Raw genomic sequence first — 12,699 nt, 5'->3', positions numbered from 1 at the left:
GTACTACCGGCATCACGACGGACGGCAGGCAAACGCCTGGCCGTCCGTTGTGTTTTATGCCTGAGTATTGTCAGAAAGCGACGATTTCGGACGCCGAAGCAGCTACACTACGGCTAGTCCGCGATTCTCTGGAAAAACCCTAGTGCCTGTCCGTGATACCGTCCCCACCCCTTCCCCCGCCGTCTGCGCGCCGCGCCGGTGGCGCCGTGCCGGCCTGACGCTGCTGGCGCTGCTGACCGCGCTGTGGCTGGCGCCCGCCGCGGCGCAGGACAAGGTCACGCTGCAGCTCAAACACCATCACCAGTTCCAGTTCGCCGGCTACTACGCCGCGCTGGAGCAGGGCTATTACCGCGAGGCCGGGCTGGACGTGGCCATCCTCGAAGGCGCGGACGGCAACGAGCCGGAGCGCGACGTCCTGTCCGGCAAGGCCGAGTACGGTGTCGGCGCCAGCAGCCTGATGCTGGCGCGCCTGGCCGGCAAGCCGGTGGTGGTGCTGGGCGTGGTGTTCCAGCACTCGCCGTATGCGCTGGCGATGCGCCAGACCAGCGCCGAGCCGGACATCCGCCGCATCATCGGCAAGCGCGCGATGATCGGTTCGCTGATCGACGAGCTGGGCAGCGCCGACGAGCTGCTGGCCTACCTGATCAAGGAAGGCATCCCCGCCAGCAGTTTCCAGCGGATCGAGCCGAGCTACAACACGGCCGACCTGATCAACGGCAAGGTGGACGCCTTCTCGGTCTACACCACCAACGAGCCGGACACCTTCGACCGCCTCGGCTTCCCCTACGACATCTACAGCCCGCGCGCGGTCGGCATCGACTTTTACGGCGACAACCTGTTCACCAGCGAGCGCGAGATCGCCAACCATCCGCAGCGGGTGCGCGCCTTCCGCGCCGCCAGCATGCGCGGCTGGCAGTGGGCCATGAGCCACCAGGAGGAGATGGCCGACCTCATCCTCGGCAAGTACTCGCGCCGCAACGACCGCGCCCACCTGTTGTACGAGGCGCGCCAGATGGTGCCGCTGGTGCAGCCGGTGCTCGTCGAGATCGGCTACCAGAACCCGGAGCGCTGGCGCCACATCGCCGACGTCTACGCCGGCTTGGGCATGGTGCCGAAGAGCGCCAATTTCGACGGCTTTATATACCAGGTCGACGGCGGCGCCAGCCTGCTGTGGCTGTACCGGGCGCTGGGCGGCGCCGCGCTGGTGCTGGCGCTGGGCGCGGCCGTCCACTTCAGTCTGCTGGCGCGCGAGCGGCGCCGCGCCAACGCCGCCATCCGCACCGGCGAGCAGCGCTTCCGCACCATGTTCGAAGCCTCGCCGCTGGGCATCGCGCTAGTCGATTCGGTGACCTATGAATACCGCGACATCAACCCGCGCTTCCAGGAAATCGTCGGCCGTTCGCAGGTCGAGCTGGGCGCGATGCGCTGGCTGGAGGCCGGCCATCCGGAGGACGTGGCCCAGCTCAAGGTGCAGATGGGGCGCCTGCTGGTGCACGAGATCGGCAGCTTCAAGATCACCAACCGGCTGTTCCGCCCGGACGGCGAGCTGGTCTGGATCGAGGTGTCGGTCACCGCCATCGAGACCGAGCAGGGCAGCCATCCGCACCACCTGTGCATGATCGAGGACGTCACCGACAAGAAGCAGAGCGAGGCGCTGATCTGGCAGCAGGCCAACTTCGACCCGCTGACCCAGCTGCCCAACCGCCGCATGTTCCACGACCGGCTGGCGCACGACATGCTCAAGAGCCAGCGCGACCGCTCGCACATCGCCATCCTGTTCATCGACCTCGACCACTTCAAGGAGGTCAACGACACCCTGGGCCACCACCAGGGCGACATCCTGCTGGTGGACGCGGCGCGCCGCATCAGCGCCTGCGTGCGCAAGTCGGACACGGTGGCGCGCCTGGGCGGCGACGAGTTCACCGTGATCCTGTCCGAGCTCGAGGGCACCGAGCGGGTCGAGCACATCGCCCAGCACATCATCGACAGCCTGCGCCTGCCCTTCGCGCTGGGGCAGGAGCAGGCCTTCGTCTCGGCCAGCATCGGCATCACCCTGTACCCGGACGACGCGCTCGACATCGACGACCTGCTCAAGCACGCCGACCAGGCCATGTACGCCGCCAAGGGCGCCGGGCGCAACCGCTACAGCTATTTCACGCCGACGCTGCAGGTGGCGGCGCTGAACCGCATGCGCCTGACCAACGACTTGCGCGGCGCGCTCAAGGCCGAGCAGTTCGAGCTGTATTTCCAGCCCATCGTCCACCTCAAGAGCGGCCGCATCCACAAGGCCGAGGCGCTGATACGCTGGAACCACCCACAGCGCGGCGTGGTCAGCCCGATGGACTTCATTCCGCTGGCCGAGGCCAGCGGCCTGATCATCGACATCGGCGAGTGGGTGTTCCGCGCATCGGCGCGCTGGGTGCAGCGCTGGCGCCACGAGCACCATCCGGAATTCCAGGTTAGCGTCAACCAGTCGCCGCTGGAGTTCGCGCGCGAGGACGGCGCCTACGACTCGTGGCTGAGCTACCTGCAGGCGCTGGGCTTGCCGGGCCAGGCGGTGGTGGTGGAAATCACCGAGGGCTTGCTGCTCGACGCCAACGCCACCGTCAGCAACAAGCTGCTGCAGCTGCGCGACGCCGGCATCCAGGTGGCGCTGGACGACTTCGGCACCGGCTACTCGTCGCTGTCCTACCTGAAGAAGTTCGACATCGACTACCTGAAGATCGACCGCTCCTTCACCCGCAACCTGGCGCCCGATTCCAGCGACATGGCGCTGTCGGACGCGATCATCGTCATGGCCCACAAGCTGGGCCTGCGGGTGATCGCCGAGGGCGTGGAAACGCCGGAGCAGCGCGAGCTGCTGGCCGCCGCCGGCTGCGACTACGGCCAGGGCTATCTGTTCGCCCGCCCGATGCCGGCCGAGCAGTTCGACCAGCTGCTGCGCGGCCAGTAAGGCCCGGTTTCTGGCGCAGCGGTCAGGAGCCGGCCTGCTGCGCCAGGCCCGCATGGGCCGAACGGTTCAGCTTGGGATGCACGACCGGAATGGTCAGCATGGTGCTGGCGGCCGCCATCAGCAGCAGCGCCGTGAAGGTTTCGTTGGTGATGATCTGCTTGTCGAGCAGGATGTTGGCGAAGATGATTTCAATCAGGCCCTTGGTCTGCAATAGCCAGCCGATGATAGCCGCCTCGCCCGCTTTCCACTTCAGCATCCTGCCGGCGATGTGCACGCCGACCAGCTTGCCGCCGACCGACGCCAGCAGCAGCAAGCCACCGACGAAGAACACCGAATAGCCGCCCAGCTCCCACTTGGTGCGCAGGCCGGTGCTGAGGAAGAACACCGGCATCAGGATCAGCAGCACGTGCTTGAACAGCGTGTCGAGCGTGCCGCGGTCGAACCACTCCGCGTCCATCACCACCCCGGCCAGGAAGGCGCCGACCATGAAGTGCAGGCCGGCCCAGTCGGAACCGAAGCTGCACACGACCAGCCAGATCAGCGCCGCATACCAGCGGTCGTTTTCCCGCAGGCGCGCCATGACGCGGCGGAACACGAAGGTCAGCACGCCGAACGCCACGATGAAGCCGGCCTGGCGGCCGACGCGCTGCCAGTCGAGCAGGATCAGCGCCAGCACGCCCCAGATGGCCACGTCGTCGAGGCTGGCGTAGCGCAGGATGCGCTGGCCCATCGGCTGGCGCAGGATGTCGAGTTTTTCCAGCAGCAGCACCAGCACCGGCAGCGCGGTCACGGCGCAGGCCATGCCCACGCCCAGCGTGAACTGCCAGTCCTGGCCCTTGGCGCCTTTCCAGCCCTGGTAGCCCAGCAGCAGGGCCGCAGCGGCGCAGCCGAACAGCAGCGGCATGCCCAGCGCGAAGGTGGCCGTGGTCGCGCTTTCGCGGCGGTACTGCCAGACTTTTTTCAGGTCCAGCTCCATGCCGGCGAGCATCACGAACAGCATCACGCCCCACCAGGCGATGCCGTTCAAGGCCTTCACCACGTCCGGCGCGAAGACGAATTGGTGATATTCGGGGAAGGCCGCGCCCAGCACGCCGGGGCCCAGCAAGATTCCGCCGATGATCTGGACGATGACCAGCGGCGCGTAGTAGTCGGTCTTGAAGATACGCCACACCAGGTAGGGCGCGGTAAAGATCAGCAGCATCGCGATTAGGAAGATTTCTGTTGTGTTCATGGGTACTGCCTTCTCATCGTGTTATTTAAGCAATGTTATCCAATTCTGAGGACCCCACGCAATGCCGGATTCTAGTCTGTGGTATCGCTTCCACAATCTGCGTGGGAAACTGAGAGCATTGTCTGCGTTGCCTCATTACCGCAAGCAGGCACGAGCAATAGAGTGTTTCATGCCCTTCAGCGCCCTAGCTATCCAATATGGCCACAAGTACTACAATGCAGATGACGACAGTCGGACGTTGGATGTGCATGGCTGAATATCAGGCCATGCTGGCTACCGGATTTGTTAAGGAAAGCTTTAGCGGCACCACGCATGTGCTGCTCCCCCCGAATCAGTTGTCTTTTCAAAGACAAGCCAAGAAGGGCCACGTATATGTTGAATTTGCGGTCCCGCAAACTGCTTGAGGCCCAGCGGTACTGGCTGGGCAAAAATAATCGGTCCGCAGTCGTTACAGGGCAGGAATGCAGCTCGTAAAAAGACCGCTATTCCTCAAATGCCCTTTGCGTCGAATATTCGATTAGTTGCGACAAAATTGTTTTAATGGATGGCGCTAATGTTGAAAATTTTTTATGACTGCGCGCAGGAAATCATGGATGCCTTGCCGCCCGGCGTGCAGGCCGAGCTGATCGCTGCGCAGGATTCCGACAACCCGTCAGCAAGGATCGATTTCGATGCCTCGACGCGGCTGGGGCGCGTCACCTGCTGGGATAGCGGCGCTTTTTACGCTGAAATCATCGACGTCGAGTCCGGCAATGACTTATTTGATGAGCACGGCGAGTTTGCCTCCGCCACAGGCCTGACCACGCTTCTGCAATCCTTCCTCCGCAAGCTGGGCGTTCCGCTCGGCTGACCCCTGCCTGCATAGCCCGAAACAGCGATAATAGCTATTCCCTTTGTTTGTTCTATAGCTAGTAGCTATTGAAACTATTGGAACAATCAATTTTGCAAATGGGGCAAAAGCCCTTAAACTGGCGTCTCAATGATTCACAACCCAACGAGGAAACCACAATGTCTCTGATCAATACCCAAGTAAAACCATTCAAGGCAACCGCGTACGCCAACGGCAAGTTCATCGACGTGAGCGACGAGTCCCTGAAGGGCAAGTGGTCCGTTCTGATGTTCTACCCAGCCGACTTCACCTTCGTCTGCCCGACCGAACTGGAAGACCTGGCCGATCACCAGCCTGAATTCGCCAAGCTGGGCGTGGACGTGTACGGCGTGTCGACCGACACCCACTTCGCGCACAAGGCATGGCACGACACCTCGGATGCCATCAAAAAAGTCAACTACCCGCTGATCGGCGACCCGACCGGCACCCTGTCGCGCAACTTCGAAGTGATGATCGAAGAAGAAGGCCTGGCTTACCGCGGCACCTTCGTCATCAATCCGGAAGGCTTCATCAAAGTGCTGGAAGTGCACGACAACGGCATCGGCCGCGACGCTTCGGAACTGCTGCGCAAAGTCAAGGCAGCGCTGTACGTGGCATCCCACCCAGGCGAAGTTTGCCCAGCTAAATGGACCGAAGGCGCAGCGACCCTGACCCCATCGCTGGACCTGGTCGGCAAGATCTAAGTCTGAGCACGTCTTGAAAGAGACCGCAGCACACAAGTAATACCGCGATGCCGGTCCGGGCGTCCGGCCCGGCATACGCCTAAATATTTGTAAAAAGGAAGAAAAATCATGTTAGATGCAACTCTCAAAACCCAGTTGAAAGCCTACTTGGAAAAAGTGGTGCAACCGATTGAGATCGTCGCCTCTCTCGATGACAGCGCCAAGGCCCGCGAGATGGAAGAACTGCTCCAGGAAATCGTCCTGTTGAGCGACAAGATCACGTTGGTCAAGCGCACCGACGATGCCGAACGCAAGCCGTCGTTCAGCATCAACCGCCCCGGCACCGATATTGGCGTGCGTTTCGCCGGCGTGCCGATGGGCCATGAATTCACCTCGCTGGTGCTGGCCTTGCTGCAGGTCGGCGGCCACACCATCAAATTCGACGACGCCGTGATCGAGCAGATCCGCAACCTCGACGGCGACTACGTCTTCGAAACCTTCATCTCGCTGAGCTGCCACAATTGCCCGGAAGTGGTGCAGGCGCTCAACGCGATGGCGGTGATCAACCCGCGCATCAAGGTGACCACCATCGACGGCGGCGTGTTCCCGCAAGAAGTCGAGGCGCGCCAGATCATGGCGGTGCCGATGATGTTCCTCAACGGCGAGCATTTCGGCCAGGGCCGCACCAACGTCGAAGAGATCCTGTCCAAGCTGGACAAGAACGCCGGCGCCCGCCAGGCCGCCGAGCTGAGCAAGAAAGACGTGTTCGATGTGCTGATCGTCGGCGGCGGTCCCGCCGGCGCGGCGGCGGCCATCTACGCCGCCCGCAAAGGCATCAAGACCGGCGTGCTGGCCGAGCGTTTCGGCGGCCAGGTACTCGACACCCTGGCGATCGAGAACTTCATCTCGGTCAAGGCCACCGACGGTCCGAAATTCGCCGTGGCGCTGGAGCAGCACGTCAAGGAATACGAAGTCGACATCATGAACACCCAGCGCGCCGCCAAGCTGGTGCCGGGCAAGCTGATCGAAGTGCAGACCGCCAGCGGCGCCATCCTGAAAGCCAAGTCGGTGATCCTGGCCACCGGCGCCCGCTGGAGGGAGATCAACGTGCCGGGCGAGAAGCAATACCGCAACCACGGCGTGGCCTACTGCCCGCACTGCGACGGCCCGCTGTTCAAGGGCAAGCGCGTGGCGGTGATCGGCGGCGGCAATTCCGGCGTCGAGGCGGCGATCGACCTGGCCGGCCTGGTCAAGCACGTGACCCTGATCGAGTTCGGCGCCGAACTGCGCGCCGACGCGGTGCTGCAACGCAAGCTGCGCAGCCTGGCCAACGTCACCGTGATCGTCTCGGCGCAGACCACCGAGATCCACGGCGACGGCAAGATCGTCAATGGCCTGAGCTACAACGACCGCGTGTCGGGCGAAGCGAAGAAGGTTGAGCTGGAAGGCGTGTTCGTGCAGATCGGCCTGGTGCCGAACACCGAGTGGCTCAAGGGCACGGTGGCGCTGTCGCGTCACGGCGAGATCGAAGTCGATGCGCGCGGCCAGACCTCGATACCGGGCGTGTTCGCGGCCGGCGACGTCACCACGGTGCCGTTCAAGCAGATCATCATCGCCACCGGCGACGGCGCCAAGGCGGCCCTGTCGGCCTTCGATCACCTGATCCGTTCGGACGACGAGGAAGTGGTGGCCGAGTCGGCCGACAAGCAGGCGATGACCGCTTAAACGCCCGGGGTCAAGTCTGACATTCGGACTAAATCAGGTCGGCGCTGGCCTGCCTGGTGCGCAGCGCCATGGCGTTGCGGTGGCGCGCGCGCAGGCGCGGGTCGGTGATCAGCCGGCCCAGCGTTTCGCCAACCACCATCACCACGCCCAGCAGCGGCAACACCAGCATCAGCCCCGCCACCCCGGCCACCGAGCCGCCGATGAAGATCATCAGCACCGTGATCAGGGGATGGATGTGCAGGCTGCGGCCCAGCGTCATCGGCATGAAGACGAAATCGTCCAGCAGCCGCACCGTGATGAACACGCCAATCGCCATATAGGCCACGCCCGGATCGGCCGGCGCGTCGGTCGAGGCCACCATCACCACCAGCACGCAGCCGACGATCGAGCCCACATACGGCACCCACGCCAGCATCGCCGCGATCAGGCCCAGCACCAGCGGCGACGAGACGCCGATCGCCCACAGCCCGAACGCCAGCACCGCCGTGTCGAGGATGGTCAGCTTGAACAGGCCCTGGAAGTAGCGGTGCGCGGTCTGGTCGACTTCGTGCAGCAGGCGCAGGGTCTTTTCAAAGAAGGCGTTGGGCACGGCGCGCGCCAGGAACTTCTTGAAGCGCAGACCGTCGCGCAGGAAGAAGAAGGTCAGGAACGGCGCCAGCAGCAGCGACGGCAGCCACGCCGCCACCGACACCAGGATGTCGGTCAGATGCTTCTGCACGAAGCTGCCGGTGAAGGCGCTGACGCGGCTGTTGACGGTGCGCGCCAGCTTGATCTGCTTGAGGATGGGGAACTCCCGCTCCAGCGACAGCATCGTGTGGCGCACGAACTCCAGGCCGCCGGTCAGGTATTTGCCCAGCATGTCCTGCCACGAGTCGGACGGGCCGCTGTCCCAGTAGATGAACACCAGGCCGGCCGCCACCAGCAACAACAGGAACACGCTGCCGACGATCAGCGTGGCGGCGTTGTGGCTCAGGCCCAGGCGGATCAGGCGCTGCATCGGCGGTTGCAGGATGTAGTACAGCACGATCCCCAGCAGGAAGGGGATGGCCAGGAACAGCATCTGCTGCAGCAGGAACAACAGCACGCAGGTGGCGGCGATGATGCCGCTCCAGACCACCGGCCCGGCGCGCTGTTGGGTCGGCAGGAAATTCATAGCGCCTCGACCTGCGGCTTGCCGGTCATCCAGTCCCGCAGGCGGCTGCCGATGTGGCGCGCCAGCGCCAGCGAGATCTTGTAGCCGATCACGGCGTCGGTTTCCATCAGGCCCATGAAGTCGGCGCGGAAGAACACCGCCAGCTCGCAGTTGTCGAGCGCGCGCGTCTGCGCGTTGCGCGGCGTGTTGTCCAGCAGCGCCAGGTCGCCGAAGAAGGAGCCGGCCGACAGCTCGGCCACCACTTCGCGCGTGGCGCCCAGCTGGCGGCTGATGATCACCCGGCCCGACATCACCAGGTACAGCGCCTGCCCTTCCTCGCCCTCGTCGAAGATGATTTCGTCGGCCAGGTAGCGGCGCTCGTGCATCAGGCCGTCAACGATGTTCAGCTCGAGCGGGGTCAGCGTGGCGAACAGCGCCGATTCCTTCAGGCGCAGCAAACGCGGCGACAAAACGGGCGATTTGAGGAAACCAAAGATCAAGGGAACTCCGTGCTGGGCAAGGTGGGCGGGCCGGGCCGGCGCCGCTTTATCGTTCCAATGATAACTTAAAGTTGCACGGTGGCGGACAGCGGCAAGGCCGGGTCGAGGTGGCTGGTGAGCAGGATGCACTGGCGCGCCAGCCGTTCGGGCGCGGCCAGCTGTTGCCGCAGATAGGCCATGGCGTCCGCGTCGAGGCCGTTGAATGGCTCGTCGATCAGCAGCAGCCGCACCGGCAGCGCCAACGCCAAGGACAGTTGCATCTTCTTGTGCTGGCCCAGCGACAGCGTGGTGACCGGCTGGTCCAGCGTGTGCAGCAGGTGGAAGGCTTGCAGTTCGGCGTTGAGCAGCGCGCCATCGGTGTCGGGATACAGCGACAGGTGCAGGTCGAGGATCTCGCGCACCGTCAGCCACGGCAATTGCGGCGTGTCGCCGCCGCAGTAGTAGCACTGAAGACGGTAGGCCAGCGGCTGCGCTTGAACGTCCAGGCCGTCGAGCGTGATGGCGCCGGCGTGCGGCGTCAGCGCGCCGCCGGCCAGCTTGAGCAGCGTGGTCTTGCCGGCGCCGTTCTCGCCGCGCAGCCAGGTGATGCCGGCGCCCAGCCGCAGGTCGAAGCGGCGGAACAGCGGATGGCTGGCGAATTCGAAGGTCAGTTGCTCGATGCGCAGCACGGGGTTCAATTCCATAGTTCGCTTCCAATGGCAGTCAGGATGATGATGGCGCTGATGACCAGCCCAACGCGGCCGCGCACGCTCAGGCGGCGCAGCGCGACAACGGCGAGCTGGGCGACCCCGGCAAAGCACAGCCAGACGGTGGCGACGGTGGTGCTGTAGCCGGCGCTGCTGGTTCGGCCCAGGTGGCCCAAGGTCAGCAGCGCGAACCAGGCCATCACGGCCAGGCCGGGCAGCAGCGTGGACACGCGCGCAAAGCGGAACAGGTTTTCGATGCGCAGCGGCCACGCCGACGCGACGGGGCGCAGCAGGGCGATCTGTTCGGTGACGGCCTTGTCGCCGCGGTCGGTCAGCAGCATCAGCAGGATCGCGGCGTTGAAGCCCAGCAGCGCCGGCGGCACCACGGGCGGATGCCACAGCCACGCGGCGATGCCCAGCACGGCGCCCAGCAGCAGCACGGTCTGCTGGAGGCCGACCACGTTCTCGGCCCGCCAGAACGGCAGCCAGAACAGCTGGCGCCAGTGGTACAGCGCGCGCAGCGCCGGGGCGCCGGCGTTGGCGGGCAGGGACGCCGGCACATACGGGCCGGGCGCGGGGCGGTCGGGATGGAGCCTGGCGGCGGCCGGCATGCGGCAGCGCCGCGCCAGCACCAGCGTCGAGATGATCCAGCCCAGCAGCAGCGAGCCTATGGTCAGCAGCAGCGCCTGCGGCACGACCGGCCGCAGCCAGTCCGGCCATTGGACCAGCCAGATAGTGGTGGAAATTGCGTAAGCCATGCTCAACGGAACGATGACCATGCCGGCCACGGCGATATTGGCGCGCCATTGCAGGCTTGCCGGAATCGGCAGCGGACGGCACCACAGCAGCGCCTGCGCCGGCAGCAGCCGTTTGCGCAGCAGCCAGACCGGCGCGCTGGCGATCAGCGCCTGGCCGGCGAACAGCCCCAGCGCCTGCGGCCACGGCCGCGTCGCCGCGAACAAGCCGGGCAGGGCCAGGCAGGCGGTCAGCCCGACCAGCACCTGGCCGAAACCGAGCAGTATGTATTCCAGCGAAGTGGTGAAGCTGGCGACGAACTGCACCATTGCCTGGTGCGCCATGCGGATACGGAAACGCAGATAGGGAGAGAAAGTCGTCGCGGAGAGAATCATGTCGCGAGGATAACACTGGCCGAATTAGCCGCAGCTTAATTGGGTGAAAATGGGTGTGAAAATGGATGTCGAACGCGGCGCAGAAATGATTAAGGGCCCGACGAATCGGGCCCTTAAAGGAATTTGGCGGAGCGGACGGGACTCGAACCCGCGACCCCCGGCGTGACAGGCCGGTATTCTAACCAACTGAACTACCGCTCCAAATTTCGTTTTCTCTGTTTTCTTGGTGGGTGCTGAGAGGGTCGAACTCCCGACCTACGCCTTGTAAGGGCGCCGCTCTACCAACTGAGCTAAGCACCCAGAAAACATATCAGCTTTGCTTCACTACTTTGTCACAACTGCTGAACGAGGCCGTATTCTACAAGCTGGTTTATCCGTTCCGCAAGGGTTTTTGAAAATAATTTAGAAAATTTGTTTGTGGACCGCTTTCCGGTGTCACTATGGCCGCGCGCCCAATACCAGGAAAAAGGACCTCCCCCATGCGCCACGACGATCACCAGCTCGATCCCCTGTACCGCCGCGTCAGCTGGCGGCTGATGCCCTTTCTGTTCCTGTGCTACGTGGCCGCCTACCTGGACCGGGTCAACGTCGGCTTCGCCAAATTGCAGATGCTGGCCGAGCTGCGCTTTTCCGACACGGTGTACGGCGTGGGCGCCGGCATCTTCTTCATCGGCTACTTCCTGTTCGAGGTGCCGTCCAACCTGCTGATGACGCGCACCGGCGCCCGCATCTGGATCGCCCGCATCATGATCAGCTGGGGCGTGATCTCGTCGGCGCTGATGCTGGCCAACAGCGTGGCGACGTTTTATCTGCTGCGTTTCCTGCTTGGTGCGGCGGAGGCCGGCTTCTTCCCCGGCATCATCCTGTATCTGACGTACTGGTATCCGGCCCATCGCCGCGCGCGCATGGTGGCGCTGTTCATGAGCGGGGTGGCGGTGGCCGGCGTGGTCGGCGGGCCGTTGTCGGGCTGGATCATGACCAGCTTCGCCGGCCGATATGGCTTCAGCGGCTGGCAATGGCTGTTCCTGCTGGAAGGCTTGCCGTCGGTGCTGATCGGCGTCTGCACGCTGTTCTACCTGGACGACGGCATCCGCAGCGCCAACTGGCTCAGCGAGGACGACAAGCAGCAACTGGAACGCGCCATCGTCGCGGACGGCCAGCACCAACAGCGCCTGCCGCTGGCGCAGGTGTTCGGCAGCGGCACGGTATGGCTGCTGGCGCTGGTGTACTTCCTGTTCGTGATGGGCCTGTACGGCGTGAGCTTCTGGCTGCCGCAGCTGATCAAGAACAGCGGCGTCAAGGACGTGTTCGATATCGGCCTGCTGACGGCGATTCCGTACTCGGTGGCGGCGCTGGCGATGGTGCTGGCCGCGCGCCACTCGGACCGCAGCGGCGAACGGCGCTGGCACGCGGCGGCGGCGGCCGTGGCCGGCGCGCTGGGCCTGGTGGTGGCCACCGTCTACAGCGACAACACCGTCATCGCCATGGCCGCGCTGAGCGTGGCCACGGCCGGCATCCTGAGCACCTTTCCGATCTTCTGGAGCTTGCCGACCGCGCTGCTGGGCGGCGCGGCGGCGGCGGCCGGGATCGCGTTGATCAACTCGGTCGGCAACCTGGCCGGCTTCGCCAGTCCCTACCTGGTGGGCGCGATCAAGGACGCCACCGGCAGCACCGCCAACGGCATCTATCTGCTGGCGGCCAGCCTGGTGGCCGGCGCGGTGCTGGTGGTGGCGCGGCGATTACCTGGGACGTAATCGCCGCCGCACGCGGATGTCAGGAGAATGGTTGCTG

General features: G+C 64.5%; 10 protein-coding genes, 2 tRNA genes and 1 pseudogene. 6 read left to right on the top strand and 7 right to left on the bottom strand.

Annotation, left to right across the window (positions count from 1 at the left end; translation table 11 throughout):
• Positions 1 to 142 precede the first annotated feature (142 nt).
• Complete coding sequence (locus AC07OK_RS19845; RefSeq protein WP_494691906.1) at positions 143 to 2,953, top strand: EAL domain-containing protein; 2,811 nt, start codon at positions 143 to 145, stop codon at positions 2,951 to 2,953.
• Positions 2,954 to 2,975: 22 nt separating this feature from the next.
• On the opposite strand, the gene AC07OK_RS19840 is transcribed toward AC07OK_RS19845, so the two are convergent.
• Positions 2,976 to 4,184 (bottom strand): cation:proton antiporter, encoded by a 1,209-nt coding sequence (locus AC07OK_RS19840; RefSeq protein WP_494691905.1) that lies wholly within the window; start codon positions 4,182 to 4,184, stop codon positions 2,976 to 2,978.
• 197 nt (positions 4,185 to 4,381) lie between these two features.
• Here AC07OK_RS19840 and AC07OK_RS19835 point away from each other — a divergent pair.
• From AC07OK_RS19835 to ahpF, 4 genes and pseudogenes are all read left to right on the top strand, one after another.
• Positions 4,382 to 4,725: pseudogene (locus tag AC07OK_RS19835) on the top strand (TreTu family toxin).
• Positions 4,726 to 4,737: 12 nt separating this feature from the next.
• Positions 4,738 to 5,034: an immunity protein TriTu family protein gene (locus tag AC07OK_RS19830; RefSeq protein WP_494691904.1), complete on the top strand. Its 297-nt coding sequence runs from the start codon at positions 4,738 to 4,740 to the stop codon at positions 5,032 to 5,034.
• Positions 5,035 to 5,192: 158 nt separating this feature from the next.
• Entirely contained in the window at positions 5,193 to 5,756 is a 564-nt protein-coding gene (ahpC, locus tag AC07OK_RS19825; RefSeq protein WP_492923471.1) for an alkyl hydroperoxide reductase subunit C, read from the top strand.
• Positions 5,757 to 5,864: 108 nt separating this feature from the next.
• Positions 5,865 to 7,460: an alkyl hydroperoxide reductase subunit F gene (ahpF, locus tag AC07OK_RS19820; RefSeq protein WP_494691903.1), complete on the top strand. Its 1,596-nt coding sequence runs from the start codon at positions 5,865 to 5,867 to the stop codon at positions 7,458 to 7,460.
• Between the two features lie 28 nt (positions 7,461 to 7,488).
• Here the strand turns inward: ahpF and AC07OK_RS19815 are convergent, their stop codons facing one another.
• From AC07OK_RS19815 to AC07OK_RS19790, 6 genes are all read right to left on the bottom strand, one after another.
• Positions 7,489 to 8,613 (bottom strand): AI-2E family transporter, encoded by a 1,125-nt coding sequence (locus tag AC07OK_RS19815; RefSeq protein ID WP_494691902.1) that lies wholly within the window; start codon positions 8,611 to 8,613, stop codon positions 7,489 to 7,491.
• Positions 8,610 to 9,092 carry a cyclic nucleotide-binding domain-containing protein gene (locus AC07OK_RS19810; RefSeq protein WP_116993826.1) on the bottom strand — a complete coding sequence of 161 codons (483 nt, stop codon included), beginning with the start codon at positions 9,090 to 9,092 and terminating at the stop codon, positions 8,610 to 8,612. Before AC07OK_RS19810 ends, AC07OK_RS19815 begins: the two co-directional genes overlap by 4 nt.
• A 65-nt stretch (positions 9,093 to 9,157) precedes the next feature.
• Positions 9,158 to 9,775: an ABC transporter ATP-binding protein gene (locus tag AC07OK_RS19805; RefSeq protein ID WP_494691901.1), complete on the bottom strand. Its 618-nt coding sequence runs from the start codon at positions 9,773 to 9,775 to the stop codon at positions 9,158 to 9,160.
• Positions 9,766 to 10,857 (bottom strand): hypothetical protein, encoded by a 1,092-nt coding sequence (locus tag AC07OK_RS19800; protein WP_494691900.1) that lies wholly within the window; start codon positions 10,855 to 10,857, stop codon positions 9,766 to 9,768. The genes AC07OK_RS19805 and AC07OK_RS19800 overlap by 10 nt, the downstream gene beginning before the upstream one ends.
• Before the next feature lie 175 nt (positions 10,858 to 11,032).
• A tRNA-Asp gene (locus AC07OK_RS19795) sits at positions 11,033 to 11,109 on the bottom strand.
• Positions 11,110 to 11,132: 23 nt separating this feature from the next.
• Positions 11,133 to 11,208, bottom strand: a tRNA-Val gene (locus AC07OK_RS19790).
• 179 nt (positions 11,209 to 11,387) lie between these two features.
• On the opposite strand from AC07OK_RS19790, the gene AC07OK_RS19785 reads away from it, so the two are divergent.
• Entirely contained in the window at positions 11,388 to 12,662 is a 1,275-nt protein-coding gene (locus AC07OK_RS19785; RefSeq protein ID WP_494691899.1) for an MFS transporter, read from the top strand.
• The last annotated feature ends 37 nt before the right edge of the window (positions 12,663 to 12,699 follow it).

This window comes from Duganella sp. GW821-FHT07G03 (assembly GCF_059418605.1).
This window is presented reverse-complemented; position numbering and strand designations above follow the sequence as displayed.

Excerpts from the sequence above, each read along its gene's own strand:
- ahpC (WP_492923471.1), top strand. The coding sequence starts at position 5,193 with ATGTCTCTGATCAATACCCAAGTAAAACCATTCAAGGCAACCGCGTAC.
- AC07OK_RS19815 (WP_494691902.1), bottom strand. The coding sequence starts at position 8,613 with ATGAATTTCCTGCCGACCCAACAGCGCGCCGGGCCGGTGGTCTGGAGC.
- AC07OK_RS19830 (WP_494691904.1), top strand. The coding sequence starts at position 4,738 with ATGTTGAAAATTTTTTATGACTGCGCGCAGGAAATCATGGATGCCTTG.
- ahpF (WP_494691903.1), top strand. The coding sequence starts at position 5,865 with ATGTTAGATGCAACTCTCAAAACCCAGTTGAAAGCCTACTTGGAAAAA.
- AC07OK_RS19785 (WP_494691899.1), top strand. The coding sequence starts at position 11,388 with ATGCGCCACGACGATCACCAGCTCGATCCCCTGTACCGCCGCGTCAGC.
- AC07OK_RS19800 (WP_494691900.1), bottom strand. The coding sequence starts at position 10,857 with ATGGCGCACCAGGCAATGGTGCAGTTCGTCGCCAGCTTCACCACTTCG.
- AC07OK_RS19840 (WP_494691905.1), bottom strand. The coding sequence starts at position 4,184 with ATGAACACAACAGAAATCTTCCTAATCGCGATGCTGCTGATCTTTACC.
- AC07OK_RS19805 (WP_494691901.1), bottom strand. The coding sequence starts at position 9,775 with ATGGAATTGAACCCCGTGCTGCGCATCGAGCAACTGACCTTCGAATTC.